Source organism: Enterobacter cloacae complex sp. S2 (assembly GCF_015159675.1).
Lineage (GTDB): Bacteria > Pseudomonadota > Gammaproteobacteria > Enterobacterales > Enterobacteriaceae > Enterobacter > Enterobacter intestinihominis.
In genome coordinates, this window is the sequence record NZ_JADDTS010000035.1 from 23,087 (window position 1) to 48,617 (window position 25,531).

The window sequence follows — 25,531 nt, forward strand, 5'->3', positions numbered from 1 at the left end:
CATGCGTCGTTTTATTCACTGGTTTTTCTATCTGAGCCTTCTTTCGCTTTTTGGCATGCTGAGTTTTCATGCCCATGCTCAGACTTCACCTTGCCGCACCACGCGCGATCAGTGGGTTGTCCAGGTACCCTACGCCATTGGATATGCTCCCGGCACGGCTGACTGGACGCCGATATCTGCGCCGATACAGTCTACCGGGGCAGATTTCTACAGCTGTGATGGCGGGAATGATGCCTGGCGTAGTATCGGCTTTGTCGACGTGGATAACCCCGTCGGCACCGTGGTGGGTGAAGACGGTGCGTCGCGGCACGTCTACAAAACCCAGATTGACGGCATCGGCTACGCGCTCGGGTTTCGCGAGCAGCAGTACTGCGGCGCCGATGCGATACGCTATATTGACGGCACAAGTCAGGTGAATGGCAATGAGTCTCGGCGCATTTGCGACGCATCGCAAAACCCCGCCTTTGCCAGCGCCTCAACGTACAAAATGCAGTTCTGGGTGGTGTTTTACAAAATCCCGACGACCAGCGCCATGCCTGACGATAACGCCAATTCCCAGGAGCAAAATGTCGGCTCGCTGATATTGCAGGCGGGAGAAAATCAAGCCAGCGCCACCAACGTGGCGACACCGGTACAGATCCATCTCGCCAGCTTCACCGTCAGGCGTACCAGCTGCTCAGTGGGCTCTCGCAGCATTCTTGTTCCCATGGGGAGCGTGAGCCAGCGTGAATTTCACGGTATCGGCTCCCGCGCCGGAGGCGGACGCTTCAGCATTTTGGTGACCTGTGAAAATAACACGGCGGTTAAGATGGGTTTCTTTGGCGATACCACGCCGGGCAACGATCGGGCGCTGGCGTTGACGAAGCAGGAGGATAGCGCCAGCGGTGTCGGGATCGAACTGCTTTACGGTGACAATACCGGTTCGGTTCAGGGGCAGGTGGTATCGTGGAACACCCCGCAGGTGTCAGCGCTTGGCCAGGTGGGGGATAACCAGACGCAGACCTTCTGGTTTGATGCGCATTACATTCAGACGGAAGAGAACGTAACGGCGGGAAAAGCGGATGCGATGGCCACGTTTAACCTGATTTACAACTGAGTTTCCCCTGCCGCTCCGGCAGGGGAGAGCGATCAGAACGCGGTCTTACTAAAACCCGTCATCTCTTTCAGGCCCATTTCGCGGCCAAGCTCAGTCATCGGGTGCACCACCACCAGGCCACGGACGCTTTTCTTCAGCTTGCCCATGTCGGCCTGCTCTTTTTTGGTGATCGCGCGGCGATGCGGCATGTTCATCAGCTTCTGCGCCTCTTTACTCAGCTTCTGGCCTTTCACATCGCGCAGGCGCTCAATTTCCGCCTCCAGCTTCACGGACTCTTTTTCCAGCTCGGCATATTTCTCGGCGGAATCAACAAGGGAGAGGCCAGCCATCTGATGGCGGATCAGATCCAGACGGTCGCTCAGGCGTTTAATTTCGTTCTTTTCGACTTCTTTCATGACAAATAACTCTGAAAACGGGGAATTTACAGGGAAGGATACACCAATGTGTGCGGGCTTACTTCTGAAACGCTTTTTTTAAGCTGATTTTAGAAATCAGCTCAGTCAGGGAAAGCACCATGGTGGAGCGCACAACCTGTTGATAACGCAGCTTTTGCATCGCGTACAGCTCGGGGTCGCTGTTATCAAACTGAGGTGCGGGAGGGAGCGCGGATACGCAGTGCAGTTCGCCGAAGGGCCCCAGTATCTCATCATCGGTAAAGGTGTACTCATTACCGTCATGATTGAGCTCTTCGCGCAGCGCCATTAACAGCTCGGCGTCTTCATACTCCTGGCGGTTCAGCACGCCAAGACCGTAAATCAGCTTCAGCCGTACCGATAAATCGCCCAGCGGTCCGTCTCCGTCAAGTAACGGTTCTACAGCATACTTTACCGCGTAGTCGTCTTTGCGAAACACCTGAAGCACCAGAATGTTCACCGCCTCGGTTAACAGCTCGACGGCGGCGATCAGGAAACTTCGTACGGTTTTGCCAGCATTCAGACGCTCAAGCACACGATTTTCAAAGGCCTGGGTTTGTTCCATTATTGCCTGCATATCTGACAATCTGTTATTCGGGCGCAGGCTAACCTGCGCCGGACTCTGCATCATTTGGTTGCGTTGTATGCGCTGACCGCCTCCGCAACCACGTCACTGTTGGCATCCAGACCGGAAATCTGCGCCAGCGCAGCCTGTGCGCCTTTGTCATCAATCAGCTGAGCCAGCTCAATCGCCTGCGGGTCCTGCTCGCTGCGGTAATGCATTGCGGCAGCAATCCCTTTCACCAGGTTAGCGTGCGGCAGACCGTATTCCAGAGTGCCCAGCAGCGGTTTAATCAGGCGGTCACCCGCGCTCAGTTTACGCAGCGGTTGACGACCCACGCGCTCAACGTCATCTTTCAGATACGGGTTTTCAAAACGACCGAGGATTTTCTGGATGTATGCTGCGTGTTTATCAGCATCAAAACCGTAGCGTTTGATCAGCACCGCGCCGCTCTCTTCCATTGCCCCTTTGACCACCGCACGGATGTTCTCATCGAGGATCGCGTCACGAATCGTCTGATGACCGGCCAATTTCCCGAGGTACGCGGTTATAGCATGCCCGGTGTTCAGCGTGAAGAGTTTACGTTCGACAAATGCCATCAGATTATCGGTTAATTCCATTCCCGGAATGGACGGCAGCGCGCCTTTAAACTGAGTTTTATCAACGATCCACTCGCTGAAGGTTTCCACCGTCACTTCCAGCGGGTCGTTGGTGGCGGATTCTGATGGCGGAACGATGCGGTCAACGGCGGAATCCACAAAACCAACGTGCGCTTCAACCCAGGCTTTATCTTCATCAGCCACAGCGGCCAGAACGTGGCCTTTCAGCTGCGTGGTGCCGCGCACCATGTTTTCACAGGCGATGATGTTCAGCGGCGTTTCAACGCCTTGTGCTTTACGCTTCGCCAGGCCTTTCGCGACCGCCGGGGCGATACGCTCAAGCACCACCGGACCCACGGCTGTGGTGACCAGATCAACGCTTGCGATGAGGTCAATCACGTCGTCGCCAATGCTGCTTACCGCGTTGACGCCAGAGACCGTTTCAACCTGTTCGTTTTCACCCACCACGTGAACCTGATAGCTATGACGGGCATTCAGGGCATCCAGAACCACCTGATTCACATCGGCGAATGTCAGGGTAATGCCTGCGTCTGCCAGCAGTTTACCGATAAAGCCACGTCCGATATTACCTGCGCCAAAATGTAATGCTTTCATAGTGTTAACCTTCATCAATGTTTTTACCCGAGAGGGCTGGGGTGAGGAACGTTTTCCCCCTCACCCTAGCCCTCTCCCCGGGGGGGAGAGGGAAGAGGCGCTGTTACTTGTTAAGCAGAGCCAGAACTTCTTCAACGCTGGTGGTATTGGCCAGACGCTCAATAACCGTTTCGTCATCCAGCGCGTTGGTCAGGCTGGTAATCACCTGGATATGCTCGTTATTGCGAGCGGCGATACCAATCACCAGACGGGCGATGTCGTCCTCTTCTTCACCGAAGCGCACGCCATCAGGATACTGACAGAACACCACGCCGGTTTTCAGCACGCGGTCTTTCGCTTCAACCGTACCGTGCGGAACCGCGATGGATTCACCCAGGTAGGTTGGGGTCAGCTTTTCACGCTCCAGCATCGCCTCAACGTACTCAGACTGAACGTAGCCGCCTTTCACAAGCTGCTCACCGGCGAAGCGAATGGCCTCTTCTTTATTGGTCGCCGTGCGGCCAAGGAAGATATTTTCTGCGCCCAGTTTGAACAGATGCGCGTTGCTCTCGTCGAAGCTGTCTTGCAGGCTGGTGCGCACCTTCACTTCGTTATCTTCATGGCGCTGGGCCGCAACCAGACGTTCAGTCAGGCTGGTGTACAGGCCGCTGTCGAGGAAGTTGGTCAGGGAAATGTGCTGCGCCTGCGGCACCTGACGCATGGCGCGCTCGGTCAGATCGCGGTGCGTGATCACCAGGTCAACGTCCGGCGGCAGGTTGTTAATCGCGCTGTTGGTCACGGAGATGTTGGTCAGACCCGCATCCTGCACTTTCTTACGCAGCACGCCCGCACCCATTGCGCTGGAACCCATACCGGCATCACAGGCCACGATAATTTTACGCACGTGGCTCAGGTCGTTAGAGACATCACCCGCCGCCAGCGGCGTTGCGCCTTTGGATTCGGCTTTCATGTCATGCATACGACGGGTTGCCGCTTCGATATCGTCGTCTTCTTTCACCTTGCTGGTTTTCAGCAGGATAGCGGAGACCACGAAGGAGACGGCCATGGCCGCACAGATCGCCGCGATGTTCGCGAAGTAGGCGCCTTTCGGGGTCATCGCCAGCACCGCCAGAATAGAGCCTGGAGAAGCAGGAGACACCAGACCACCGCCCAGTACGCTCAGGGTGAACACGCCGGTCATACCGCCAAGGATAACGGCCAGGATCAGACGTGGGTTCATCAGCACATACGGGAAGTAAATTTCGTGAATACCGCCCAGGAAGTGAATGATCGCCGCGCCGCCAGCAGACTGTTTCGCGCTGCCGCGACCAAAGAACATGTACGCCAGCAGAACGCCCATACCCGGACCCGGGTTCGCTTCAATCAGGAAGAAGATGGACTTGCCGAGATCGTGTGACTGCTGAATACCCAGCGGTGAGAAGATACCGTGGTTGATGGCGTTGTTCAGGAACAGGATTTTCGCCGGTTCAACGAAGATAGACGCCAGCGGCAGCATGTCATGCGCCACCATGAAGTTAACGCCCGCCGCCAGCAGTTTGGAGAGCACTTCAACCGCAGGGCCAATGCCGAGGAACGCCAGAATCGCGAGGATCATCCCGATGATGCCCGCGGAGAAGTTGTTCACCAGCATTTCGAAGCCGGATTTGATCTTGCCATCAACCCAGACGTCAAATTTCTTGATCGCCCAGCCGCCCAGAGGACCGGCAATCATCGCACCGAGGAACATCGGCATATCCGCACCGACAATCACCCCCATGGTTGTGATGGCACCCACGACACCACCACGGTCACCGCCCACCAGACGACCACCGGTATAACCGATGAGCAGCGGCAGCAGGTACGTAATCATTGGGCCAACAAGTTTCGCCAGCGTTTCGTTAGGCAACCACCCTGTCGGAATAAATAATGCGGTGATAATACCCCACGCGATAAACGCGCCGATATTTGGCATCACCATGTTGCTGAGGAAACGACCAAAGCTTTGCACTTTGATCTTGAAATCGGATGACATAAAACACCCCTTCTTATGTTTACGCTTAGGCTTGTGGCCCGAGGTTTATCGTTAATGTGCGGCGGCAGAGGTAGCCGGGCCCTGTTCTGATGCTGTGAAATCTGGCACTGAATCGTTCAACTGTCCAGACAGCGGAATTTTGTGTGATCTGAATCACATGAATGTAGGGGGTGAGGATATTAATGAAGTGATCGCGATCACATAATGGATGTGTAAAAAAAATACATTGCTCAGAATTACGCCAAAATGAGGGCTATTTTGTGATTAATATCACAATGTTAAGTTGGCTGTTTGTTTCCAGATTGTGATTTGATTCACAAAATATTTTTATGCAGATTTCTCCCGTATCCCCTCACGGCAGGAATGCGATACGTACACCTGCCTTTTTTCACGGCTTGATCCATACTGACCTCTTTATGGGCATTAAGGATAAGCAATGAAACTCATCGGCAGTTATACCAGTCCTTTCGTGCGTAAGATTTCGATTCTCCTGCTGGAGAAAGGGATTGAATTTGAATTCGTAAATGAACAACCGTACCACGCAGAGAACGGCGTTGCGCAGTACAACCCGCTGGGGAAAGTCCCGGCGCTGGTAACGGACGAGGGCGACTACTGGTTTGATTCCCCGATCATTGCGGAGTACATCGAGCTGCTTGGCGTTGCGCCAGCCATGCTGCCGGCGGATCCAAAAGCAGCGCTGGCGATGAAGCAAATTGAAGCCCTGGCGGATGGCATTATGGATGCGGCATTAACGTCCGTACGCGAGCAGGCAAGGCCCGCCGCCCAGCAGTCAGAAAATGAGCTGCTGCGCCAGCGCGAAAAAATCAGCCGCAGCCTGGATATGTGCGAACAGCTGATCCGCGACGGGAAAATTCAGAGCGATAGCCTGAATCTGGCGACGATCGCCATCGCCTGCGCCATTGGCTACCTCAATTTCCGCCGCGTCTCGCCGGGCTGGTGCGTGGATCGTCCGCTGCTGGTCAAACTGGCGGAGACGCTCTTCCAGCGCGAAAGTTTCGCCCGGACTGAACCACCAAAGGCTTGATGCGGGTTATAACACTTCCTGGCGGGAGGCGGTACAATCCCCCCACATGTTAACTCCCTCTCCCGTCGGGAGGGGGGAAGATATTTACTCGCCAGGCGCATTCATGACTACTCATCATTCCCTCTACAGCCAGATCCCCGCTACCGATCGTCTGCTTCGTGATCCGCGCATCACTGCGGTGCTGGAGCAGTTTGGCCATACTGCAACGGTCGACATGCTACGCCAGCTTCAGGACGATGCGCGTCGCCATATCCAGGCTGAAAACGCGCTACCCGGCTGGTGCGAGGCATGGGCGCAGGAAGTTGAATGGAGGCTGAGCAAGCACGCGCAAAGCGCGTTGCGCCCGGTTATTAACCTGACGGGCACGGTTCTGCACACCAATCTGGGCCGGGCACAGCAGGCAGAAGAAGCGATAGAGGCCGTCACCCGGGCCATGCGCTCGCCGGTGACGCTGGAGTACGATCTGGACGGCGCCGGGCGCGGGCATCGCGATCGCGCACTGGCGGATCTTCTCTGCCAGATCACCGGCGCGGAAGATGCCTGCATTGTGAATAACAACGCGGCGGCGGTGCTGTTAATGCTGGCGGCCACCGCGAGCGGAAAAGAGGTTGTCGTCTCTCGCGGCGAGCTGGTGGAGATCGGCGGGGCGTTTCGTATTCCGGATGTCATGCGCCAGGCGGGCTGCACGCTGCATGAAGTGGGCACAACCAACCGTACCCATGCAAAAGATTATCGCGCGGCGGTGAATGAAAACACCGCCCTGCTGATGAAAGTGCATACCAGCAATTACCACATTGAGGGGTTCACCAAAACGGTGGAAGAGGCCGAACTGGCCGCCATCGGGCGCGAGCTAAACGTGCCGGTGATTGCCGATCTCGGCAGCGGGTCGCTGGTGGATATGCGCCAGTACGGTCTGCCGAAAGAGCCAATGGTGCAGGAAATGGTTGCTGCGGGCGTAAGCCTGGTCAGTTTCTCCGGCGATAAACTGCTGGGCGGGCCGCAGGCGGGGATTATCGTCGGCAAGCGCGAGCTGATTGCGCAGCTACAGCAGCACCCACTGAAGCGTGCCCTGCGTGCCGATAAAATGACGCTGGCCGCGCTGGAAGCCACGCTGCGGCTCTATCTCCACCCGGAGAAACTGGCTGACCGCCTGCCCACGTTGCGTTTGCTGAGCCGTGATGAAGCCTCTGTTCGCGCGCGGGCGGAAGCGCTACTGCCGCAGGTTGCTCCCCATTACCCTGAGTTTGACGTTCGTATCGAGCCTTGCCTGTCGCAAATTGGCAGCGGCTCGCTGCCCGTGGACAGGTTACCGAGCGAAGCGCTGACGTTCACCCCGCGCGACGGACGCGGAAGCCAGCTTGAGGCGCTGTCGGCGCGCTGGCGTGCATTACCGACGCCAGTGATTGGCCGGATCGGTGATGGTCGTATGTGGCTGGATTTACGCTGCCTGGAAGATGAAGGGCGGTTTCTGGAGATGATGTTGAAATGATTATTGCCACCGCCGGTCACGTTGACCACGGCAAAACCACGTTATTGCAGGCCATTACGGGCGTGAATGCCGATCGCCTGCCGGAAGAGAAAAAGCGCGGCATGACCATTGACCTGGGTTACGCCTACTGGCCACAGCCCGACGGTCGCGTGCTGGGCTTTATCGACGTGCCCGGTCACGAGAAGTTTCTTTCCAATATGCTCGCGGGCGTGGGCGGGATCGATCACGCTCTGCTGGTTGTCGCATGCGATGACGGGGTGATGGCGCAAACGCGCGAGCATCTGGCGATCCTGCAACTGACGGGAAACCCGCAGTTGACCGTCGCCCTTACCAAAGCGGACCGTGTGGATGAGGCGCGTATCAACGAGGTGCGTGAAGAGGTACTGGCGGCGCTGAGTGAATATGGTTTTAAGGATGCCGCTCTGCTTGTCACCGTGGCGACAGAAGGCCGCGGTATCGACGCTCTTCGCGACCATTTGCAGCAGATCCCGTCTCGTGAGCATGCCAGCCATCACCGCTTCCGTCTGGCGATCGACAGGGCGTTTACCGTGAAAGGGGCTGGGCTGGTGGTGACCGGTACCGCGCTGAGTGGCGAAGTTAACGTGGGCGATACCCTGTGGCTGACGGGCGTGAACAAACCCATGCGCGTGCGCGGGCTTCACGCGCAAAACCAGCCGGTGGAACAGGCCCACGCCGGGCAGCGTATCGCCCTGAATATTGCTGGTGATGCCGAAAAAGACCAGCTTAACCGCGGCGACTGGCTGCTGGCCGACGCGCCGCCGGAGCCTTCTGAACGGATTATCGTTTCTCTACAGACCCACACGCCGCTGACCCAGTGGCAGCCGCTGCATATCCATCACGCGGCCAGCCACATCACCGGACGCGTGTCGCTGCTGGAAAACGATCTCGCCGAACTGGTGTTCGACTCCCCGCTCTGGCTGGCGGATAACGACCGCCTGGTTCTGCGCGACATCTCCGCGCGCGAAACCCTGGCGGGCGCCCGCGTGGTGATGCTGAATCCGCCCCGTCGCGGCAAGCGTAAGCCCGAGTATTTAGCGTGGCTGGCCTCGCTGGCCCAGGCCCGTGACGACAAGTCTGCGTTAGATATCCACCTTGAGCGTGGTGCGGTGGATCTGGCTGCGTTCGCCTGGGCGCGCCAGCTCAGCGGTGAAGGATTGCGTCTTCTGACGCAGGAGCCGGGTTTTATTCAGGCTGGCAACAGCCTGCTGAACGCGCCGGTGGCGGCGCGCTGGCAGCGTAAAGTGCTGAGCACGCTGGCGACCTACCATGAACAGCATCAGGATGAGCCTGGCCCGGGCCGTGAACGTCTGCGGCGCATGGCGTTGCCCATGGAAGACGACGCGCTGGTGCTGTTGCTGATTGAAAACATGCGTGAAAGCGGCGTGATTGCAAGTCATCACGGCTGGCTGCACCTGCCGGAACATAAGGCCGGTTTTACCGCTGAGCAGGACGCGGTCTGGCAAAAAGTGGCGGCGCTGTTTGGCGATGAACCCTGGTGGGTGCGCGATCTGGCGCGTGAAACCAATACCGATGAGCAGCTGATGCGTCAGGTACTGCGGCATGCGGCGCAGCAGGGCATGATTGTGGCGATCGTGAAAGATCGTTATTACCGCAACGATCGGATCGTGGCGTTTGCGAACCTGATCCGGGAGCTGGATCAGGCGCGCGGATCAACCTGCGCCGCAGACTTCCGCGATCGGCTGAACGTAGGACGCAAACTGGCGATTCAGATCCTGGAGTATTTCAACCGCATCGGGTTTACGCGTCGTCGTGGCAATGACCATGTGCTACGCGACGCGCAGTTATTTCCGTAAGCGTTAAGCGCTGCGCGCCTGCTTCTGCTTAGCCAGCCAGACCGCGCCCAGCCTTCCCGCCTGGTTACCCAGCTCGCAGGGAAGGATGGGCACCCGGAGCGCTTCCCACTCCTCGAATCGCTGTAGGTATTTATCCAGCAGGAGATAGATTTTCTCCTGCTCGCTAATGCCGCCGCCAATCAGCACCGCCTGCGGATCAAACATGGAGATCACGCTGTAAATACCGCGCGACAGACAATGCGCCCACGCTTCAATGGCTTCGCGCAGATGCACGTCGCTGTCCATGCGTTTAAACAGCTCCTCACCATCAGGCATCTCATCTTCCGACACGGCCAGCGCGCGGCGGCAGGCTTTCATCAGGCCACTGGCGGACGCCACTTCATGCATCGGTTCGCCCTCATTGCCTACGGGTAGCACGCCAAACTCACCCGCCCGGTAGTGCGACCCGCGGTAGAGATCGCCCTCCATGACGATACCGCCGCCGATGCCGGTGCCGATGGTGATGCAGACGAAATGCTCATAGTCCTTGCCCGCGCCCTGCCAGCGCTCGCCCAGCGCCGCGCAATTGGCATCGTTTTCGATTGTCACGGGGAGATCGGTCAGCTGTGCGAACAGTTCGCACAGGTTTTCGCCGTCAAGATAGTCCAGCGCCCCGGCTTTGGCCGCTTCGCCAGTATGGTGATTGATATGTCCTGGAAAACTCACGCCAATACTGGCGATCTCGTGCTCCTGGCAGTACTTATCCACTACCGCTTTCCACTTCTCTTTGAAGGTGCTTTCATCGTCCGGCGTATCATATTCATCGGATGTCAGTTCTTCGCCGTTTTCATTAATTACGCCGTGTTTGATGTGGGTTCCACCCACGTCAAAGCCGATAAATAGCTGCATTGCATCATTCCTCATGAGCCCTTGAGCTATTAAGTATGGCTGCGGCGGCAGAAACGAAACGTAAAGTACGGTAATCCGTGATGCGGCTCGTAAACCCGCTACCCGCTGGCGAGAAAATCACCAGCCGGAACTACCCTTGTTGTACAACAACAGCAAGGAGACGGTCATGACAAACAATCCTCCCTCATCGCGTATCCAGCCTGGCGAGTATGGTTTTCCCCTTAAGCTGAAGCCCCGCTATGACAACTTTATCGGCGGCGACTGGGTGGCGCCCGTTGACGGTGAATACTATTCCAACCTGACGCCCGTTACCGGCCAGCCGCTGTGTGAAATTGCCAGTTCGGGCAAACGGGATATCGATTTAGCGCTGGATGCGGCGCATAAGGCGAAAGATAAGTGGGGGCAAATGTCCGTTCAGGACAGAGCGGCCATTTTGTTCAAAATCGCCGATCGGATGGAGCAGAATCTGGAGCTGCTGGCGACCGCAGAAACGTGGGACAACGGCAAGCCGATCCGCGAAACCATGGCGGCGGACGTGCCGCTGGCGATCGACCATTTCCGCTATTTTGCGTCCTGCATCCGTGCCCAGGAGGGGGGAATAAGTGAAGTTGACAAAGATACCGTGGCGTATCACTTCCACGAGCCGCTCGGCGTGGTGGGGCAAATTATTCCGTGGAACTTCCCGCTGCTGATGGCGAGCTGGAAAATGGCGCCCGCGCTGGCGGCGGGTAACTGCGTTGTGCTGAAACCTGCACGCTTAACGCCGCTTTCGGTACTGCTGCTGATGGAGGTAATTGGCGACCTGTTGCCGCCGGGGGTCATTAACGTGGTCAACGGGGCCGGGGGAGAGATCGGCGAATATCTGGCCACTTCAAAGCGTATCGCCAAAGTGGCGTTTACCGGCTCAACGGAAGTGGGTCAGCAGATCATGCAGTACGCGACCCAGAATATCATTCCGGTCACCCTGGAGTTGGGCGGGAAATCGCCGAACATCTTCTTTGCCGACGTGATGGATGAAGAGGACGCCTTCTTCGACAAAGCGCTGGAAGGGTTTGCGCTGTTCGCGTTTAACCAGGGCGAAGTCTGCACCTGTCCGAGCCGCGCGCTGGTGCAGGAATCCATTTATGAGCGCTTTATGGAGCGGGCGATCCGGCGCGTGGAGTCGATTCGCAGCGGTAATCCGCTGGATAACGTTACCCAGATGGGGGCGCAGGTATCGCATGGCCAGCTGGAAACCATCCTCAACTATATTGATATCGGTAAAAAAGAGGGGGCCGATGTGTTGACCGGCGGTCGTCGTAAGGTGCTGGGCGGCGATTTGCAGGAGGGCTACTACCTTGAGCCGACTATCCTGTTCGGTAAGAACAACATGCGCGTTTTTCAGGAGGAAATTTTTGGACCGGTGCTGGCCGTCACCACGTTTAAAACCATGGACGAGGCGCTGGAGCTCGCGAACGACACGCAGTATGGCCTGGGGGCGGGCGTCTGGAGCCGTAACGGTAACCTTGCCTATAAAATGGGCCGCGGCATTCAGGCCGGACGCGTATGGACAAACTGCTATCACGCCTATCCGGCTCATGCGGCGTTTGGCGGCTACAAACAGTCGGGCATCGGGCGCGAAACCCATAAAATGATGCTGGAGCACTACCAGCAAACGAAATGTCTGTTAGTCAGCTACTCCGATAAACCGCTGGGGCTGTTTTAATCTCCCGGCTCAGGCCGTCCCGGGCGGCCTGAGCCGGGTTAAAACCGGGTGGCGGCTTCGCCTTACCCGGCCTACGAGAGTGCCCGCATTTTTATCTGCAACCTGAGATGCTTCCTTCTTTTTTCTCGACGCCTCTTCCTGTTTCGACAAAGCCTGGCTGCACTGCCGTTTTTAATGCGCTAATGTCATTCAACCCAGTAGTGGTGGTGTGTATCATGTGTATAATCAGGGAAGGGTTAGGATGTGAAAAGTGCGGATATCATTGCTGTTCTGGTTAGCCATGGCTGGAAATGTGTAAGAACGAAGGGAAGCCATCATCAGTTTCGCCATCCAGTGCAAAAAGGGTTGGTAACCGTTCCGCATCCTAAAAAGGACATTAAACCGGGCACTCTCGCGCAGATCTGGCGACAGGCGGGCATTAAACACTGATATCAGGAGTAGTTATGTTTTATCCGGCTTACATTCATTCTGATTCCGATGGTAGCGCCAGCGGTTTCTTCCCTGACGTTCCGGGATGTTTTTTTGCGGGAGATTCACTTGATGATGCTTTTCAGGATGCACGTGAAGCGCTCACAGCGCACTTCGAAGCGCTGTTTGAAATGGATGAGGCATTGCCTCTCCCGGGTAATGTCGAAGTGCACCTTGAAAATCATCCTGACGACTTCTCAGGCGGGCAATGGTTGCTGGTGGATATAAATATGAAGCAGTTCGACGGCAGAGCCGAACGCATCAACATCACGATGCCTCGACGGTTGCTGGTGAAGATTGATTCCTTTGTCAGCGAGCATCCTCAATTCGGCAATCGAAGCGCATTTCTGGCCGAGGCAGCACGTCGCGTGCTGCCTCGGTGAAGATTAGATGTAAAGAGCAGCAGTTGCTTTCAGGATATCTGCAAAGGAATAAATATCATCAACTGTAGAAATTGGGTGCCGTGTTTCATTTTTTTCGAGATCAAAGAGCCCGATGTATTTTTGAGTCCGATTAAAATGCAGCCGGCAAAGAGGCTTGCGGTTATTGTCGTCTACAAGAATGCCGCAATAGCTCTTTGTATCTCTATGGGTAATGCGAGGTGCCTCCAACACTGCTCGCGTGATTGCTTTAACAATATGAAAACCTTCCAACTCTTCTAAAGTCGTGATGATTTCACTCTCATCTTTTTGTTCATCATCTTCACTTTGCTGTGTTTCCGTTGGCGCTTCGACGACAGCCGGAGTAATACCTGTAATGGCAGACTTAAGCCTCTCATTAACTTGATCGTTTATGTACTGACTTGCTGCCTTTTTCGTGAGATTTTGAAAAGATTCTCTGACTTTTTGGGTTAGCATTCCGTCATATACTCGCGAAGCAAAAAACTTAACGAAATCGTCTTCTGGATTGTTAAGTTGAGTATGCAATATTCTCTTGATTTGACTAACGTATTTTAATTCTCCAGCCGCGTTTATGATGGATTCAAGATCAAAAGAAGATTTGGTGAGTTTTTTTAATTCAGGTATAACGTTTTCATCAATATCAAGCAGGTCTACTTCTAAAAAAGGTTTCTCATCCATTTTATTAGGAGCATCGAGGTCGGTATAAAATCTGTATATTTGCCCATTCGTTAAGATGGAGATCCTTGCATTTGTAACGTGAAAGTATCTGAAAAGTTGTGAAGCATGATTTATATGCAAAGGCTCACCAATTTTTTTACATTCGATGAGTATTTGCACATCGTTATTTTTCATTATCGCATAGTCAATTTTTTCACCTTTTTTTGTACCGATATCACAAACAAATTCAGGCGTAACCTCTGACGGATCAAATACGTCATAACCTAAAACATTATGAATAAAAGGCATTACAAATGCCGTTTTGGTTGCTTCTTCTGTATTAATTACTTCAATTTGCTGCCTAATTTTAGTAGATAACGCATTTAGTCTTTCTGTAAATTCCATGGGATATCCTTATTTCTTTGCTGTGTGCCTTGATGAAATATCATTAAAATGCATGCCATTCAATAAGCGCTTGTGGGTGGCACCAGTAAAAAAACGTTTCCGGGGTTTGGATCACAGAGTGATTAAAATCATTCAAAGAAAATAAACCCGACAACGCCGAGCTTATTGAGTATATTATATATATAACGATGTATTATTTTTTTAAATTATGCCCTCATCCATCCATATCCGCATTTCCCCTTCTCCCCGGTTTGCCCAGCTAAACCACGGAATAAAGGTCAGGGTCCGGGGCTGACGTTCTACCGGCGAGTGGTCGTACTGCCACAGGGCATCAGTGTCCTTCGCCTGACACCCGATCTCTTCCGCCTGTATCAGCATCTTGTGCGCGAAAATGCCTTTGCCTTCGAAGACCCGAAACGCGCTGTCCTGGGGCAAAGAAAGGTTATGCAGATTTGCGCCGTTATCGGCTTCTTCCAGGCAGTAAACCAGCGGTCCACGCTGCAATGCGACTTTCCTCGCCTGCTGGCGCACCTGCGGGTTGCCGTACACACGGCGGACCGGCATCGGTAACGTCAGCGTGGACTGCCCCTGTCCACTTCGCAGCTGGCAAAAGAGCTGCACTGCAACGCAGATTACCTGGGGCGAGTATTTTGTCGGACGTTTCATTTAACCCTGACGGAGGCAATTCACCGCCAGCGCGTCAGGGCCGCTGAAAAACTGCTGCTGAACGATGCGGCCTCATTAACTGAAGTGGCCGCCCGGTGCGGTTTTAATGACGTGGGTTATTTCCGGCAAATATTCTCAAAACATACCGGGTTAACGCCCGCCGTCTGGAAACGGCGGTACTGTAAAGAGCATATTAATTCCGGATGATTACTGGCCGTAATAGGCATTTGCGCCATGCTTGCGCAGGTAATGCTTATCCAGCAATTCCTGCTGCATAACCGGAAGCTGTGGTGCAAGCTGGCGCGAGAAAAGCCCCATATAGGCGCACTCTTCCAGCACCACGGCATTGTGTACCGCATCGGCAGCGTCTTTGCCCCAGGCAAACGGGCCGTGAGAGTGTACCAGCACCGCCGGGACCTGCATCGGGCTTATGTCGCGCTCCTCGAAGGTTTTGATAATGACTTCCCCCGTCTGGTATTCATATTCACCCGCGATTTCAGCCGTGGTCATCAGCCGCGTGCAGGGGATCGCACCGTAGAAATAGTCCGCGTGCGTCGTGCCCCATGCGGGTAAATCCTGCCCCGCCTGCGACCAGATGGTGGCGTGGCGGGAATGGGTATGCACAATGCCGCCAATTTCCGGGTAACGACGATACAGCGCGAGATGGGTCGGGGTGTCGGAGGAGGGTTTTTTACTCCCCTCGACCACTTTACCCGTGGCGATATTTACCACCACCATATCTTCTGCGGTCATCACGTCGTACTCCACGCCGGATGGTTTGATCACCATCATGCCGCTGTCACGGTCAACCGCGCTGACGTTGCCCCAGGTGAACGTCACCAGCTGGTGGGCGGGCAGGGCGAGATTTGCCGCCAGCACCTCGGCTTTGAGTTGTTCTAACATGTCATGCCTCCTTCCTGCATTCGGGCTTCAATCCAGCGGCGCGCCTGGATGATCTCCAGTACCGGCTCTTTGGCTTTCTCGGTCCACATTTCAATCAGAAATGCGCCGCGATAGTTAAGTTGATTTAGCGTGTTAAACACGCCAACGAAATCGACGCAGCCCTCGCCAAACGGCACATCGCGGAACTGGCCGGGGCTTTTTTCGGTTACGGGCCGGGTGTCTTTCAGATGGATAGCGGCGATGCGGTCAATGCCCAGCGTCAGCTCGGCGGTGACGTCGTTGCCCCACGCGCTCAGGTTGCCGACGTCCGGGTAAACGCTGAACCACGGCGAGGCGAGCATGTCGTCCCACTTTTTCCACTTGCTGATGGAGTTCATAAACGCGGTGTCCATGATCTCTACCGCCAGCATTACCTGCGCGGCAGCGGCCTGCTCTACGGCCCACGCCAGCCCTTCGGCAAAGCGCTGTTGCGTGCCCTCGTCATGCTCCTCGTAGTACACGTCATAACCCGCAAGCTGGATGGTGCGAATACCCAAATCACGGGCCAGCCGGATGGCTTTGGTCATGATCTCGCGGGCGCGTTCGCGCACGGTGTCATCGCGGCTGCCAAACGGGAAGCGACGATGGGCAGACAAGCACATCGACGGGATGGCCACGCCGGTCTCCAGCATCGCTTCCACCAGAGAGGCGCGCTGCGTGGTACTCCATTCAAGGCGCGATAAACGCTCGTCGGTCTCATCCACCGACATCTCCACAAAATCGAAGCCGCAGCTTTTTGCCAGAACCAGGCGCTCCGGCCAGGAGAGATCTTTTGGCAGCGCTTTTTCGTAAATGCCTAACGGATGCTGACGCATGGTTACTCTCCCCAGATGTCGCGGATTTGCGAATGGAATGCTTGTGCCACCTGCGGCGGATTGGCGGCGCCTGCCAGCGCGCGCCCGGCAATGAAGGCTTTGACGTTGATCTGCTTAAACAGCGGCAGGTCAGCGGGGGTGATACCGCCAGTGATGGAAAGCTGTAGCCCGATATCGGACAACGCCTTCATTTTGCTGAGATCCGCCTCGGCCCACTGCTGGCCGCTGGCCTGTGCGTCGCGTCCACGGTGGTATATCGCCTGCTTCACCCCGATGCGGTGCCACGCGCGCGCGTCGTCCAGCGTCCAGTTGCCAAACAGCTCCATCTGGATCTCGCCGCCGCCGCGCAGTGCGACCTCGTGGCCACGTTCAACGGTGGCCAGCGGGGCGGCACAGATGATGGTCATCCAGTTTGCGCCTGCGCCAAACGCCTGCTCAGCCAGCGTTTCTCCGGCATCGGCGACTTTCCAGTCCGCCACAATAATTTTATCCGGACACTGAGCGCGCAGGGCGCGAACGGCGTTTAGCCCTTCGGTCAGACACAGGATGGTGCCGGCTTCGACGATGTCGACGTGATCGGAAAGCGTCGCGACATCCCGCTGCGCGGCCTGAAGTGAGGTGTGGTCGAGCGCCAGCTGCAATAATGGTCGGCTCATAGGTCGTACTCCTTAACACGGGCGTGATAGCCCTGTAATGCTGAAATCAGTAGCTGGTAACGGTGATATTTGCGCTGGTAGGCGGCATGGGCACGCATGTCAGGTTCAATCATCCGGATGTCATGCCTGAGGGCGCGCTGAGCGGCGTAAAAATCGGGATAGAGACCTGTACCGACGAGCGCGGCCAGCGCCGCACCGGAACAGCCGGTCTCTTCCACCTGCGGGAGTTCAATCGCCAGGCCGCTGACGTCCGCGAGCATCTGCATCCACACGTCCGAATGGGTGGGGCCGCCCGTCACGCGCAGGGTCTGCACGTGGGGAAAGCGTTCGAGCATACGGTTGAGGTGGGTCATGTGGCTGAATACCACCCCTTCATAAACCGCCTGGAGGAGGTGCGCGCGGGTATGCAGCGCCTGCAAACCATAGAAGCCGCTGGTCATCTCCAGTCCGGCGTTGCTGCCGTAGAGGAAAGGCAGGAAGAACACATCGCTTTCAGCTTTTGGCAGGCTGGCCACGGCGTGGTTAATCTCATCGAATGACATTTCGCCCCATTGGGCCGTCAGCCATTCCAGGTTGCCGGACGAGGTGGGGCTGGCTTCGTGAACGATGAACTGCTGCGGATGGACATAGCGGCCATAGACGTAGGGGAACGGCTCGTTGTCGCGGATGCCGTGGGCAATCCCACTGGTCACGGCCCAGGTCCCCATTACGGCATTCAGCGTATTTTCGTCATGCAGCCCGGCGCAGATCGCGGTGGAAACCACATCAAACAGTCCACCAACGACGGGAGTACCCGCCGTGAGACCGGTCAGTGCGGCTGCCTGAGCGGTGATTTCCCCGCAAATTTCTGCTGAACCGATAATAGGCGGCAGGGCACCGTCAATGTCGCTGATGCCGAGCCAGCGCGTGAGCTGCTGATCGTACTGCCCGGTATTCATGTTGTAGAGATTGGATTCCGAGATGTTGCTCTCTTCGCAGCCTTTGACTCCGGTCAGACACCAGCGCAGGTAATCGTGCGCCATCATCACGCTGCCGATTTGCTGATACCGCTGCGGCTCGTTCTCTTTAACCCAGCGCAGGAGTGAGGCCGGATGCCCCGTCCACAGCGTCTGGCGAGTATGCGGATAGAGCTTTTCGGGTATACCGTCCTGCTGCCAGCGTTGCACGATCTCCAGCGTACGGCGATCGGAGGAGAGTATGGCGTTACCCAGGGGGCGATCCTGTTTATCGAGCAAAAATAGCCCCTTGCCCTGGGCTGAAATGCCAACGCCTTTAATCTGACCGCCGTCAGCGCCTGAATTTTTAAGCAGCAGGGCGACGGTTTTGTGGCAGTGCTGCCAGAGCTGGTGCATATCCCGCTCGGCGTAGCCAGCGCGTGGGCTGAGCGTGGCCACTGAGCGGCGTTCAATACAGACTTCTTTGCCCTGGCTGTTGTATAAACCGGCTTTCAGATAAGTACCGCCACAATCGATACCCAGCCAGAAGGGCTCTTTTTCACTCATCTTCTTCTCGCTTAATTGCCGGGTGGCGCTTCGCTTACCCGGCCTACGGTTTGGTTTAGTGAATCAGGTGAGGGCCTCAGGCCGCACGCTTATGCGAGTTCACCGTGGGGTTGGGCTCTGCTCCGGCATCGCATTTCGCCGGTAACATCAGGGCCAGCAGCGATGCCAGCGCCAGCGAAACCGCCAGGCAGTAAACGCCTGCGTCTTTGCTGTATAGGGTGATCAGTACGCCTACCGCATAAGGACCGCAGAACCCGCCGAGGTTGCCCAGGGCATTAATCACGCCGCGTGCGCCACCCGCCATCTCAGCGCTGAACAGACGCGCCGGGATGGTCCAGAACACGCCCGCTGCGGATTGCAGGAAGAAGCCACAGCCCACCAGCGCGGCATAGGCCAGCCAGGTGTGCTCTTTCAGCGCCACGGAGAGGAACATGCAGAGCGCAAAGCCAATCAATGGCAGGGAAACAAACAGCTTGCGCTTGCCGGTGCGGTCAGAGAGCGTAGAGAACAGGAACATGCCGGCAATGGCGCCGATGTAAGGCAGAATGGCGAGCATTCCCACCTGGCCGATGCTGGTGTGCGTCAGTTCTTTCAGAATGGTGGGCAGCCAGAAGGTGTAACCGTAAATGCCGGTCTGGTAGAAGAAGTTGAGGGCGATCAGCTGCCACATGGTTTTGTCAGACAGCACTGCGCTGAGCGAGGCGTTTTTCACCTCTTTACCCGCAATGGCCTGCTGCTCTGCCGCCAGTGTTTGTACCAGGTAGTTTTTCTCGGCCTCAGAGATCCAGCGCGCTTCCTGCGGCCGGTCGTAGACGGTGAACGCCCACAGCACCAGCACAACAACGGACATCAGACCTTCAATAATGAACAGCCAACGCCAGTCGAGAGCGGTGATAATCCAGCCCGACAGTGGGGCGGTGATGATCCCGGCGATGGGCACGAACATGATCACAATCGCGTTGGCGCGGCCGCGCTCGGCATCCGGAAACCAGTTACTGATCATCGTGAGCACAACGGGCAGCATCCCGCCTTCCGCCACGCCGAGTAAGAAGCGCAGCACCAGCAGCTGATACTGGTTGGTTACAAGCCCGGTCAGAACCGAGATCACCGCCCAGGCAACCAGCGACCAGCCGATAAACTTCTTACCGCTGCCGTGCACGGCAATTTTGCCGCCGGGAACTTGCAGGAACAAATAGCCAATAAAAAAGATCCCCCCCGCCAGGCCCGCCATCGTGGCGGAAATGCCCAGTTCTTCGTCCATACCGCCGGGCATCGCAAAAGCTATATTAACGCGGTCCATATAGGAAATAATGCAGGCGATAAGAATAGGGGGAATGATCCTTAGCCAGCGCTGGCGCGGAATGTCCGCGTGTAGAGCATTAGAAGAAATATTCATAGTTAATATCTCAGTGAAGGTAACCGGAAAATGTATTCTTTATTTTTATTGTGATGCTTTATTCATAGCGCTAATGCCGTCGCGCAAAATAGCGATGCGATGGCTGACGTCAGCATTAGCATTTATTTCCAGTAATTTAATACCGGAGAATTTCAATGTTGCGGCGCTCGCCGCAGTAAACAGCGTTTTTACATGTTCAGTGGACATGAGACTGTCGGCGCAGAACGAAGAAAACGGCGCGTGCAGATCCTGCCATTCTCCGTACTCACCGCGAGGGGTCGTGCCCGAAAACATCAGCGCCCCCAGTTTCCCGGCAGCGAGTGCCGCCTGAACATGTTCCAGCGGAAGGGCGGTGTTGCGACCTTCGATGGCCGAACGTGCCCAGTTGATACAGACGCTGATATCGGTCTCTCTCACTACCTCCAGCACCTGCTCTAAGGGCAAGAACCCTTTACGCGGCGCCGGGCTATTCATCGCATCACAGTGTTCCAGCACCAGATCGCAGCCCCAGTCCCAGCTCGCGATTTCCCTTACCGAGCGGGAGAATGCTTCTGTCGCTTGCTCGACAGAATCATTACCCGCCTGTGGTGCGGCCTGCATTTCCAGAGCGACCACTTTCCCGGGAAAGCGGGTGTTAACGGCATCAATCTTTTGATGCAGATGGCGGTAATATTCAATGCACGCTTTACGTTGTTCTTCGTCCGCGGACGCCAGGCCAAACGCGCCGTTGCTGCCGCGGCGGCGCATGGTTTCCATAACGGCTGTGACAACGATCTGCCAGTTGCCCGGCGTATGACGAAACAGCCATTCATCACCAAACGGATGGAGATTTTCAAGGCAAGGTTGTTCCAGCCCGCGAATATTTGGCGTGTCGGAAAGTTCCCGCCAGAAGGCGTGTTCTTCCTGCTCCCCTTTCTGGTGAAACGAGGGTGCGCAGGGGTACGCACCAATAATAAAACCGGTGTTGGTCATTTCGCATTCCTGTATTTATCAGAAAATTAATCTAATTCGCTGATGGCCACTTTCACCACAATTTTACGAATTGCGGATCCCTTGTTTTTAATACAGGCAGGACGGTGAACATCCTGCGGGAAAAATATGGCGTAACTGCCAGGGATCATTTCGATAAACGACTCGTGTTCGCTGTCGTGATAAAAAATAATATCCCGTTGCTCCAGCAATGATTCGCTGATTTTGTTATTCCCGGTATCAATAGCAATACCGATTTTTTCTTCGCCCCAGGCCAAAAACTGGATATCCAGATAGCGGCGATGGACTTCAGGGCGGTTCTCGTGCTGTTCCTTTGTGGTGAGGTCGAGAACCTGGGCAAAAATGTTGCGGCCTTCAATTTCGATCACGCCCGGCGCCAGGGTGGTGAAATCCGTGGTACGCAGAAAATTAAGCGCCTTTTCAATCGCCAGCGGCAGGCGACATGGATTTGGCTGTGTAATATGTCCGAATATCATGACCCACTCCTTACAGAGACTGGATTTTCGCCCACACGCTGTCGTCAATCGTGATGCCGTTGCGGCGGTTCTCCTCCAGCAGGCGTGTGAACTCATGGCCTGGCAGACGGACGGCGACGTTTTCATCAGCGCGTTCTGCGGTGGTGATGAAGTCCATGATGCGCTGTAGTTTGGCATCGCGGGTTGGGCCGTCGATCAGGCGATTCACTTCGATGGCGATAAAGATCTGCGATACGCCGTATTCGTCGCTGTTGTCCTGGGTCACTTCCGCAACGGATGCGCCGTCAGAGAGCAAGGTGGCGATCATGTCGAGCACAATCGATAAGCCAGAACCTTTCCAGTAGCCCATGGGCAGAATGCGGCGGTTTTTCTCAATCACGCCCGGCTCTCTGGTTAGATTGCCCTCATCGTCAAAGCCGCCGTCGACCGGTAATTCGCGTCCGGCCAGGCGATTCACCTCCAGCATGCCGTAGGAGAACATCGACATCGACATATCGACCATGGTGATTGGATTCGACGGAATGGCAACGATCAGGGGGTTTGTGCCGATGCAGCATTCTTTTGATCCCCACGCGGGCATCACGGCAATAGAGTTGGTCCAGCAGATGCCGATATAGCCTTTCTCCGCCGCCTGCCAGCCGTAGCTACCGCCGCGCATCCAGTGGTTAGCATTACGCAGCGCCACCACGCCGATCCCGTGATCGGACGCCAGCTCGGTAGCACGGTCCATCATCTTCTTCGCCGTCAGGTTGCCGATGGAACGCTGCGCATCCCACTGTTCGATGGCGCCTAATGTCGTTACGCGTTTCGGCTAGGCGTCAGGGAGGATGTCGCCTGCGTCAAGCTGCTGAATAAATCGCGGGAAGCGGTTGACGCCGTGTGAATAAACGCCGGACTCCGTGGTGCGGGCGAACATCTCGGCGCAGGCGTCTGCGGTATCCGCTTTTACACCGCGATCGAGCAGAACCCGATTGAACGCCGCTTTCAACTCTTCGAAGGTCACTTTCATCCCTGTTCTCCTGTTTTTTTAGGGGCAAGTGCGAGTGCTTTTTTATCGCTAAATTTCACTATGCGAAATCTGATTTCAAATATAGCGATCAAATTTTGTCAGATCAACGACATTCACGTTTTTCAAAATCGATTAAAATCAAATGGTTGTGTTTTTTCTGTTGAGATCGTGAACTAAACCACACTTTGCGCTACCATCAGGGCGCGATAAACAGGAGCCATTTGATGAGCATAAAAGAGAGCGAAATGACGCAAGAAAAAGAGAGGCCAGCAGGTAGCCAGAGCTTGTTTCGCGGCCTGATGCTGATTGAAATCCTCAGTAACTATCCAAACGGGTGTCCGCTTGCGCATTTATCAGAACTGGCGGGGCTGAATAAAAGCACCGTGCACCGGTTATTGCAGGGGTTGCAGTCGTGCGGGTACGTGACGCCGGCGCCGGCGGCAGGGAGCTATCGTCTGACCACCAAATTTATCGCCGTCGGGCAAAAGGCGCTTTCATCGCTCAATATTATTCACGTGGCGGCGCCGCACCTCGAGGCGCTGAACATTGCCACCGGCGAAACGGTCAACTTCTCCAGCCGTGAAGATGATCATGCGATCCTGATTTATAAGCTTGAGCCGACAACCGGTATGCTGCGCACGCGCGCATATATCGGCCAGCATATGCCGCTCTATTGTTCTGCGATGGGCAAAATCTATATGGCGTTTGGTCATCAGGATTACGTGGCGAGCTACTGGGAAAGCCACCAGGAACAGATCCAACCTTTGACCCGCAACACCATCACCGAACTGAGCGCGATGTATGATGAGCTGGCGGAAATTCGCGATCACAGTATGGCGATGGATAAAGAAGAGAACGAGCTGGGTGTGTCATGTATCGCTGTGCCGGTCTTTGATATTCACGGGCGCGTGCCCTATGCCATCTCCATTTCGCTGTCGACGTCGCGCATGAAGCAGGTGGGCGAGAAAAACTTGTTAAAACCGCTGCGTGACACGGCGGAAGCTATCTCGAAAGAACTGGGGTTTAACGTGCGCGAGGCGTAACTGATGAACCGATTTATTCTGACGGATCCTGAAAAATGTATCGGGTGCCGCACCTGTGAGGTGGCGTGCATGATGTCGCATCAAAGCAGCGCCACGCCAGAAGCGTTTACGTCACGTATCCGCGTGGTTAAGGGGGGAACCTTCACCACGGCCGTGGGCTGCCACCAGTGTGAAGATGCGCCCTGCGCGAATGTCTGCCCGACGGGGGCCATTTACCGTGCTGCGGGAGCCTGGCTCGTTGAGCAGGCTCGCTGTATCGGCTGCAAAAGCTGTACGGTGGCGTGCCCGTTCGGGGCAATGCAGGTTCGGGTTGTGGGAGATCGCGTTCAGGCGCTGAAATGTGATTTGTGCATGCATCGCGAGGGCGGTCCCGCCTGCGTCGAAGCCTGTCCCACCCACGCGCTGCGCTGCATAGAACCCGCCAGACTACGCGCGGAACGGCTGCGTAATCTGGCCTGAGGTTTTATTAACCGGCCTCGCGCCAGGCGTTCTCAATCTCTTCGGCGAGAATTTTCACACCCGCTTCGATTTTTTCCGGGTCCGGGACGTAGTTCATGCGCATGCACTGGTGCGTATGCGGCCACGGCTTATCCAGACCCGGGAAGAAGTAATCCCCCGGGACCATCAGCACGCCACGCTTTTTCAGACGCTGATAAAGCAGCTCTGTCGTAATGGGCAGATCCTTAAACCACAGCCACAGGAAAATTGCCCCTTCCGGTTTATGGATCAGGCAGCGTTCCTCCGGTAAGTAGCGGCGAAGGATGGCGATAGTTTCCTGAACGCGCTGAGAGTAAAACGGCTTAATCACCTCATTCGACAGGCGCAGCAGGTCGTTACGCCTGATCATCTCGCACATCATCGCCGGGCCGATGCCGCCAGGCGAAAGGCTGATAATGCCGTTCATGTTGGTAATGGCGGTGATGATTTTCTCGTTAGCAATGATAATGCCGCAGCGGCTGCCCGGCAGGCCCAGCTTGGAGAGGCTCATGCAGAGGATGATGTTCGGGTTCCACAGCGGACGCGCTTCGCTGAAGATGATACCCGGGAACGGTACGCCATAGGCGTTATCGATCACCAGCGGGATGCCGTGCTGATTCGCCAGCGCATCCAGCTTCATCAGCTCGTCGTCGGTGATCACGTTCCCCGTCGGGTTGGTGGGACGAGATACGCAGATCATGCCCGTCTCTTCACCGATATGCAGATGTTCAAAATCGACGTGATATTTGAACTGGCCCTCTGGCAACAACTCGATATTCGGACGTGCGGAAACAAACAGGTCTTCTTCGAGGCCGGCATCGGCATAGCCGATATACTCCGGTGCCAGCGGGAACAGCACTTTTTTCGTGGTGCCGTCGGCGCGGCGTCCGGCGAACAGATTGAATAAGTAGAAAAACGCGCTCTGACTGCCGTTTGTCAGTGCAATGTTCTGTGGTTCGATATCCCAACCCAGCGCTTCCCGCAGCATTGTCGCCAGAAGCGTCAGTAGTTCTGTTTTACCCTGAGGGCCGTCGTAATTACATAGCGCATCGGTTGCTTTACCGTTTTCCAGCATGTCTGCCAGCAGCGTCTGGAAGTAGGTGTTCATCTCCGGAATTTGAGCCGGGTTTCCACCGCCAAGCATGATAGCGCCTGGGGTGCGCAGCCCGTCGTTGAGGTCCTCCATCAGGCGGGTAATGCCTGAATGGCGGGTAAATTTGTCGCCGAATTGTGAAAACGTCATAGCAGGTGATCTGTCGGGCTTAATATGAAAGGCAGTAACCATAACGCCAGCACCGTGTTGGTGCAAATCGGCGGATGTGGTCGGATTTGTTGTTTTGTATGGTGGAGAGGGATTATTGCAGTGAATC

At 55.7% G+C, this 25,531-nt stretch carries 23 protein-coding genes and 3 pseudogenes; 10 read left to right on the plus strand and 16 right to left on the minus strand.

Annotation, left to right across the window (positions count from 1 at the left end; translation table 11 throughout):
* The first annotated feature begins 1 nt into the window (after position 1).
* Complete coding sequence (locus tag IPZ49_RS15945; RefSeq protein ID WP_063147035.1) at positions 2–1,096, plus strand: fimbrial protein; 1,095 nt, start codon at positions 2–4, stop codon at positions 1,094–1,096.
* Between the two features lie 32 nt (positions 1,097–1,128).
* Here the strand turns inward: IPZ49_RS15945 and IPZ49_RS15950 are convergent, their stop codons facing one another.
* The 4 genes from IPZ49_RS15950 to IPZ49_RS15965 form a co-directional block, all read right to left on the minus strand.
* The gene (locus IPZ49_RS15950) at positions 1,129–1,491 is read right to left on the minus strand and encodes a YibL family ribosome-associated protein (RefSeq protein WP_022649764.1); all 363 of its coding nucleotides are present in this window, start codon (positions 1,489–1,491) and stop codon (positions 1,129–1,131) included.
* Between the two features lie 58 nt (positions 1,492–1,549).
* Complete coding sequence (gene mtlR / locus IPZ49_RS15955) at positions 1,550–2,140, minus strand: mannitol operon repressor MtlR (RefSeq protein WP_015572766.1); 591 nt, start codon at positions 2,138–2,140, stop codon at positions 1,550–1,552.
* Positions 2,137–3,285 (minus strand): mannitol-1-phosphate 5-dehydrogenase, encoded by a 1,149-nt coding sequence (gene mtlD, locus IPZ49_RS15960; RefSeq protein WP_023307171.1) that lies wholly within the window; start codon positions 3,283–3,285, stop codon positions 2,137–2,139. The genes mtlR and mtlD overlap by 4 nt, the downstream gene beginning before the upstream one ends.
* A gap of 103 nt (positions 3,286–3,388) precedes the next feature.
* Complete coding sequence (locus IPZ49_RS15965) at positions 3,389–5,296, minus strand: PTS mannitol transporter subunit IICBA (RefSeq protein ID WP_063929513.1); 1,908 nt, start codon at positions 5,294–5,296, stop codon at positions 3,389–3,391.
* A gap of 436 nt (positions 5,297–5,732) precedes the next feature.
* Between IPZ49_RS15965 and IPZ49_RS15970 the strand changes: the two genes are divergently transcribed.
* The 3 genes from IPZ49_RS15970 to selB all read left to right on the plus strand — a co-directional run bounded on the left by IPZ49_RS15970 (position 5,733) and on the right by selB (position 9,665).
* Complete coding sequence (locus IPZ49_RS15970) at positions 5,733–6,341, plus strand: glutathione S-transferase (RefSeq protein ID WP_046620387.1); 609 nt, start codon at positions 5,733–5,735, stop codon at positions 6,339–6,341.
* Positions 6,342–6,444: 103 nt separating this feature from the next.
* Positions 6,445–7,830 (plus strand): L-seryl-tRNA(Sec) selenium transferase, encoded by a 1,386-nt coding sequence (selA, locus tag IPZ49_RS15975; protein WP_063147032.1) that lies wholly within the window; start codon positions 6,445–6,447, stop codon positions 7,828–7,830.
* Positions 7,827–9,665 carry a selenocysteine-specific translation elongation factor gene (gene selB, locus IPZ49_RS15980; RefSeq protein ID WP_063147031.1) on the plus strand — a complete coding sequence of 613 codons (1,839 nt, stop codon included), beginning with the start codon at positions 7,827–7,829 and terminating at the stop codon, positions 9,663–9,665. Before selA ends, selB begins: the two co-directional genes overlap by 4 nt.
* Before the next feature lie 3 nt (positions 9,666–9,668).
* On the opposite strand, the gene IPZ49_RS15985 is transcribed toward selB, so the two are convergent.
* Complete coding sequence (locus IPZ49_RS15985) at positions 9,669–10,553, minus strand: ROK family protein (protein WP_023298868.1); 885 nt, start codon at positions 10,551–10,553, stop codon at positions 9,669–9,671.
* Positions 10,554–10,719: 166 nt separating this feature from the next.
* Between IPZ49_RS15985 and aldB the strand changes: the two genes are divergently transcribed.
* The 3 genes from aldB (at position 10,720) to IPZ49_RS16000 (ending at position 13,109) form a co-directional block, all read left to right on the plus strand.
* Positions 10,720–12,258, plus strand: coding sequence for an aldehyde dehydrogenase AldB (gene aldB, locus IPZ49_RS15990; RefSeq protein WP_023307168.1), 1,539 nt, complete (start codon positions 10,720–10,722; stop codon positions 12,256–12,258).
* A gap of 243 nt (positions 12,259–12,501) precedes the next feature.
* Positions 12,502–12,687: a type II toxin-antitoxin system HicA family toxin gene (locus IPZ49_RS15995; RefSeq protein ID WP_071788668.1), complete on the plus strand. Its 186-nt coding sequence runs from the start codon at positions 12,502–12,504 to the stop codon at positions 12,685–12,687.
* Positions 12,688–12,701: 14 nt separating this feature from the next.
* Positions 12,702–13,109: a type II toxin-antitoxin system HicB family antitoxin gene (locus IPZ49_RS16000; protein ID WP_063147030.1), complete on the plus strand. Its 408-nt coding sequence runs from the start codon at positions 12,702–12,704 to the stop codon at positions 13,107–13,109.
* Positions 13,110–13,112: 3 nt separating this feature from the next.
* Here the strand turns inward: IPZ49_RS16000 and IPZ49_RS16005 are convergent, their stop codons facing one another.
* Positions 13,113–14,189 (minus strand): type I restriction endonuclease, encoded by a 1,077-nt coding sequence (locus IPZ49_RS16005; protein ID WP_047354172.1) that lies wholly within the window; start codon positions 14,187–14,189, stop codon positions 13,113–13,115.
* 201 nt (positions 14,190–14,390) lie between these two features.
* A pseudogene (locus tag IPZ49_RS16010) lies at positions 14,391–14,768 on the minus strand (glycoside hydrolase family 127 protein); the annotation flags it as partial.
* 6 nt (positions 14,769–14,774) lie between these two features.
* Between IPZ49_RS16010 and IPZ49_RS16015 the strand changes: the two are divergent.
* Positions 14,775–15,062 (plus strand): annotated as a pseudogene (locus tag IPZ49_RS16015) (helix-turn-helix domain-containing protein); the annotation flags it as partial.
* On the opposite strand, the gene araD reads toward IPZ49_RS16015, so the two are convergent.
* The 8 genes and pseudogenes from araD to yiaK all read right to left on the minus strand — a co-directional run bounded on the left by araD (position 15,063) and on the right by yiaK (position 22,641).
* A complete protein-coding gene (araD, locus tag IPZ49_RS16020) occupies positions 15,063–15,758 on the minus strand; it encodes an L-ribulose-5-phosphate 4-epimerase (protein WP_038416909.1) in 696 nt (231 codons plus the stop codon).
* Complete coding sequence (locus tag IPZ49_RS16025) at positions 15,752–16,612, minus strand: L-ribulose-5-phosphate 3-epimerase (protein ID WP_023298863.1); 861 nt, start codon at positions 16,610–16,612, stop codon at positions 15,752–15,754. The genes araD and IPZ49_RS16025 overlap by 7 nt, the downstream gene beginning before the upstream one ends.
* Before the next feature lie 2 nt (positions 16,613–16,614).
* Positions 16,615–17,268 carry a 3-keto-L-gulonate-6-phosphate decarboxylase UlaD gene (gene ulaD / locus IPZ49_RS16030; RefSeq protein ID WP_063147029.1) on the minus strand — a complete coding sequence of 218 codons (654 nt, stop codon included), beginning with the start codon at positions 17,266–17,268 and terminating at the stop codon, positions 16,615–16,617.
* Positions 17,265–18,770: an FGGY-family carbohydrate kinase gene (locus IPZ49_RS16035; RefSeq protein WP_063147028.1), complete on the minus strand. Its 1,506-nt coding sequence runs from the start codon at positions 18,768–18,770 to the stop codon at positions 17,265–17,267. Before IPZ49_RS16035 ends, ulaD begins: the two co-directional genes overlap by 4 nt.
* A 76-nt stretch (positions 18,771–18,846) precedes the next feature.
* Entirely contained in the window at positions 18,847–20,166 is a 1,320-nt protein-coding gene (locus tag IPZ49_RS16040; RefSeq protein ID WP_063147027.1) for an MFS transporter, read from the minus strand.
* A gap of 45 nt (positions 20,167–20,211) precedes the next feature.
* Positions 20,212–21,138: a DUF4862 family protein gene (locus IPZ49_RS16045; RefSeq protein ID WP_023298859.1), complete on the minus strand. Its 927-nt coding sequence runs from the start codon at positions 21,136–21,138 to the stop codon at positions 20,212–20,214.
* Between the two features lie 26 nt (positions 21,139–21,164).
* The gene (locus IPZ49_RS16050) at positions 21,165–21,632 is read right to left on the minus strand and encodes a YhcH/YjgK/YiaL family protein (RefSeq protein WP_045308999.1); all 468 of its coding nucleotides are present in this window, start codon (positions 21,630–21,632) and stop codon (positions 21,165–21,167) included.
* A 10-nt stretch (positions 21,633–21,642) separates the two neighbouring features.
* Positions 21,643–22,641 (minus strand): annotated as a pseudogene (gene yiaK / locus IPZ49_RS16055) (3-dehydro-L-gulonate 2-dehydrogenase).
* Between the two features lie 224 nt (positions 22,642–22,865).
* Here yiaK and yiaJ point away from each other — a divergent pair.
* Together yiaJ and IPZ49_RS16065 are read left to right on the plus strand one after the other, a co-directional pair.
* Positions 22,866–23,684 (plus strand): IclR family transcriptional regulator YiaJ, encoded by an 819-nt coding sequence (yiaJ, locus tag IPZ49_RS16060; protein WP_015572751.1) that lies wholly within the window; start codon positions 22,866–22,868, stop codon positions 23,682–23,684.
* Between the two features lie 3 nt (positions 23,685–23,687).
* A complete protein-coding gene (locus tag IPZ49_RS16065) occupies positions 23,688–24,143 on the plus strand; it encodes a 4Fe-4S dicluster domain-containing protein (RefSeq protein ID WP_063147026.1) in 456 nt (151 codons plus the stop codon).
* Between the two features lie 7 nt (positions 24,144–24,150).
* Here the strand turns inward: IPZ49_RS16065 and avtA are convergent, their stop codons facing one another.
* Positions 24,151–25,404 (minus strand): valine--pyruvate transaminase, encoded by a 1,254-nt coding sequence (avtA, locus tag IPZ49_RS16070; RefSeq protein ID WP_022649751.1) that lies wholly within the window; start codon positions 25,402–25,404, stop codon positions 24,151–24,153.
* Positions 25,405–25,531 lie beyond the last annotated feature (127 nt).

Excerpts from the sequence above, each read along its gene's own strand:
- IPZ49_RS16045 (WP_023298859.1), bottom strand. The coding sequence starts at position 21,138 with ATGACCAACACCGGTTTTATTATTGGTGCGTACCCCTGCGCACCCTCG.
- IPZ49_RS16040 (WP_063147027.1), bottom strand. The coding sequence starts at position 20,166 with ATGAATATTTCTTCTAATGCTCTACACGCGGACATTCCGCGCCAGCGC.
- mtlR (WP_015572766.1), bottom strand. The coding sequence starts at position 2,140 with ATGATGCAGAGTCCGGCGCAGGTTAGCCTGCGCCCGAATAACAGATTG.
- IPZ49_RS15945 (WP_063147035.1), top strand. The coding sequence starts at position 2 with ATGCGTCGTTTTATTCACTGGTTTTTCTATCTGAGCCTTCTTTCGCTT.
- IPZ49_RS16035 (WP_063147028.1), bottom strand. The coding sequence starts at position 18,770 with ATGAGTGAAAAAGAGCCCTTCTGGCTGGGTATCGATTGTGGCGGTACT.
- IPZ49_RS15985 (WP_023298868.1), bottom strand. The coding sequence starts at position 10,553 with ATGCAGCTATTTATCGGCTTTGACGTGGGTGGAACCCACATCAAACAC.
- mtlD (WP_023307171.1), bottom strand. The coding sequence starts at position 3,285 with ATGAAAGCATTACATTTTGGCGCAGGTAATATCGGACGTGGCTTTATC.
- avtA (WP_022649751.1), bottom strand. The coding sequence starts at position 25,404 with ATGACGTTTTCACAATTCGGCGACAAATTTACCCGCCATTCAGGCATT.
- IPZ49_RS15965 (WP_063929513.1), bottom strand. The coding sequence starts at position 5,296 with ATGTCATCCGATTTCAAGATCAAAGTGCAAAGCTTTGGTCGTTTCCTC.
- IPZ49_RS15970 (WP_046620387.1), top strand. The coding sequence starts at position 5,733 with ATGAAACTCATCGGCAGTTATACCAGTCCTTTCGTGCGTAAGATTTCG.
- araD (WP_038416909.1), bottom strand. The coding sequence starts at position 15,758 with ATGTTAGAACAACTCAAAGCCGAGGTGCTGGCGGCAAATCTCGCCCTG.
- IPZ49_RS16000 (WP_063147030.1), top strand. The coding sequence starts at position 12,702 with ATGTTTTATCCGGCTTACATTCATTCTGATTCCGATGGTAGCGCCAGC.
- IPZ49_RS15950 (WP_022649764.1), bottom strand. The coding sequence starts at position 1,491 with ATGAAAGAAGTCGAAAAGAACGAAATTAAACGCCTGAGCGACCGTCTG.
- IPZ49_RS16005 (WP_047354172.1), bottom strand. The coding sequence starts at position 14,189 with ATGGAATTTACAGAAAGACTAAATGCGTTATCTACTAAAATTAGGCAG.
- selB (WP_063147031.1), top strand. The coding sequence starts at position 7,827 with ATGATTATTGCCACCGCCGGTCACGTTGACCACGGCAAAACCACGTTA.
- IPZ49_RS16065 (WP_063147026.1), top strand. The coding sequence starts at position 23,688 with ATGAACCGATTTATTCTGACGGATCCTGAAAAATGTATCGGGTGCCGC.
- selA (WP_063147032.1), top strand. The coding sequence starts at position 6,445 with ATGACTACTCATCATTCCCTCTACAGCCAGATCCCCGCTACCGATCGT.
- yiaJ (WP_015572751.1), top strand. The coding sequence starts at position 22,866 with ATGAGCATAAAAGAGAGCGAAATGACGCAAGAAAAAGAGAGGCCAGCA.
- IPZ49_RS16025 (WP_023298863.1), bottom strand. The coding sequence starts at position 16,612 with ATGCGTCAGCATCCGTTAGGCATTTACGAAAAAGCGCTGCCAAAAGAT.
- IPZ49_RS16050 (WP_045308999.1), bottom strand. The coding sequence starts at position 21,632 with ATGATATTCGGACATATTACACAGCCAAATCCATGTCGCCTGCCGCTG.
- ulaD (WP_063147029.1), bottom strand. The coding sequence starts at position 17,268 with ATGAGCCGACCATTATTGCAGCTGGCGCTCGACCACACCTCACTTCAG.
- aldB (WP_023307168.1), top strand. The coding sequence starts at position 10,720 with ATGACAAACAATCCTCCCTCATCGCGTATCCAGCCTGGCGAGTATGGT.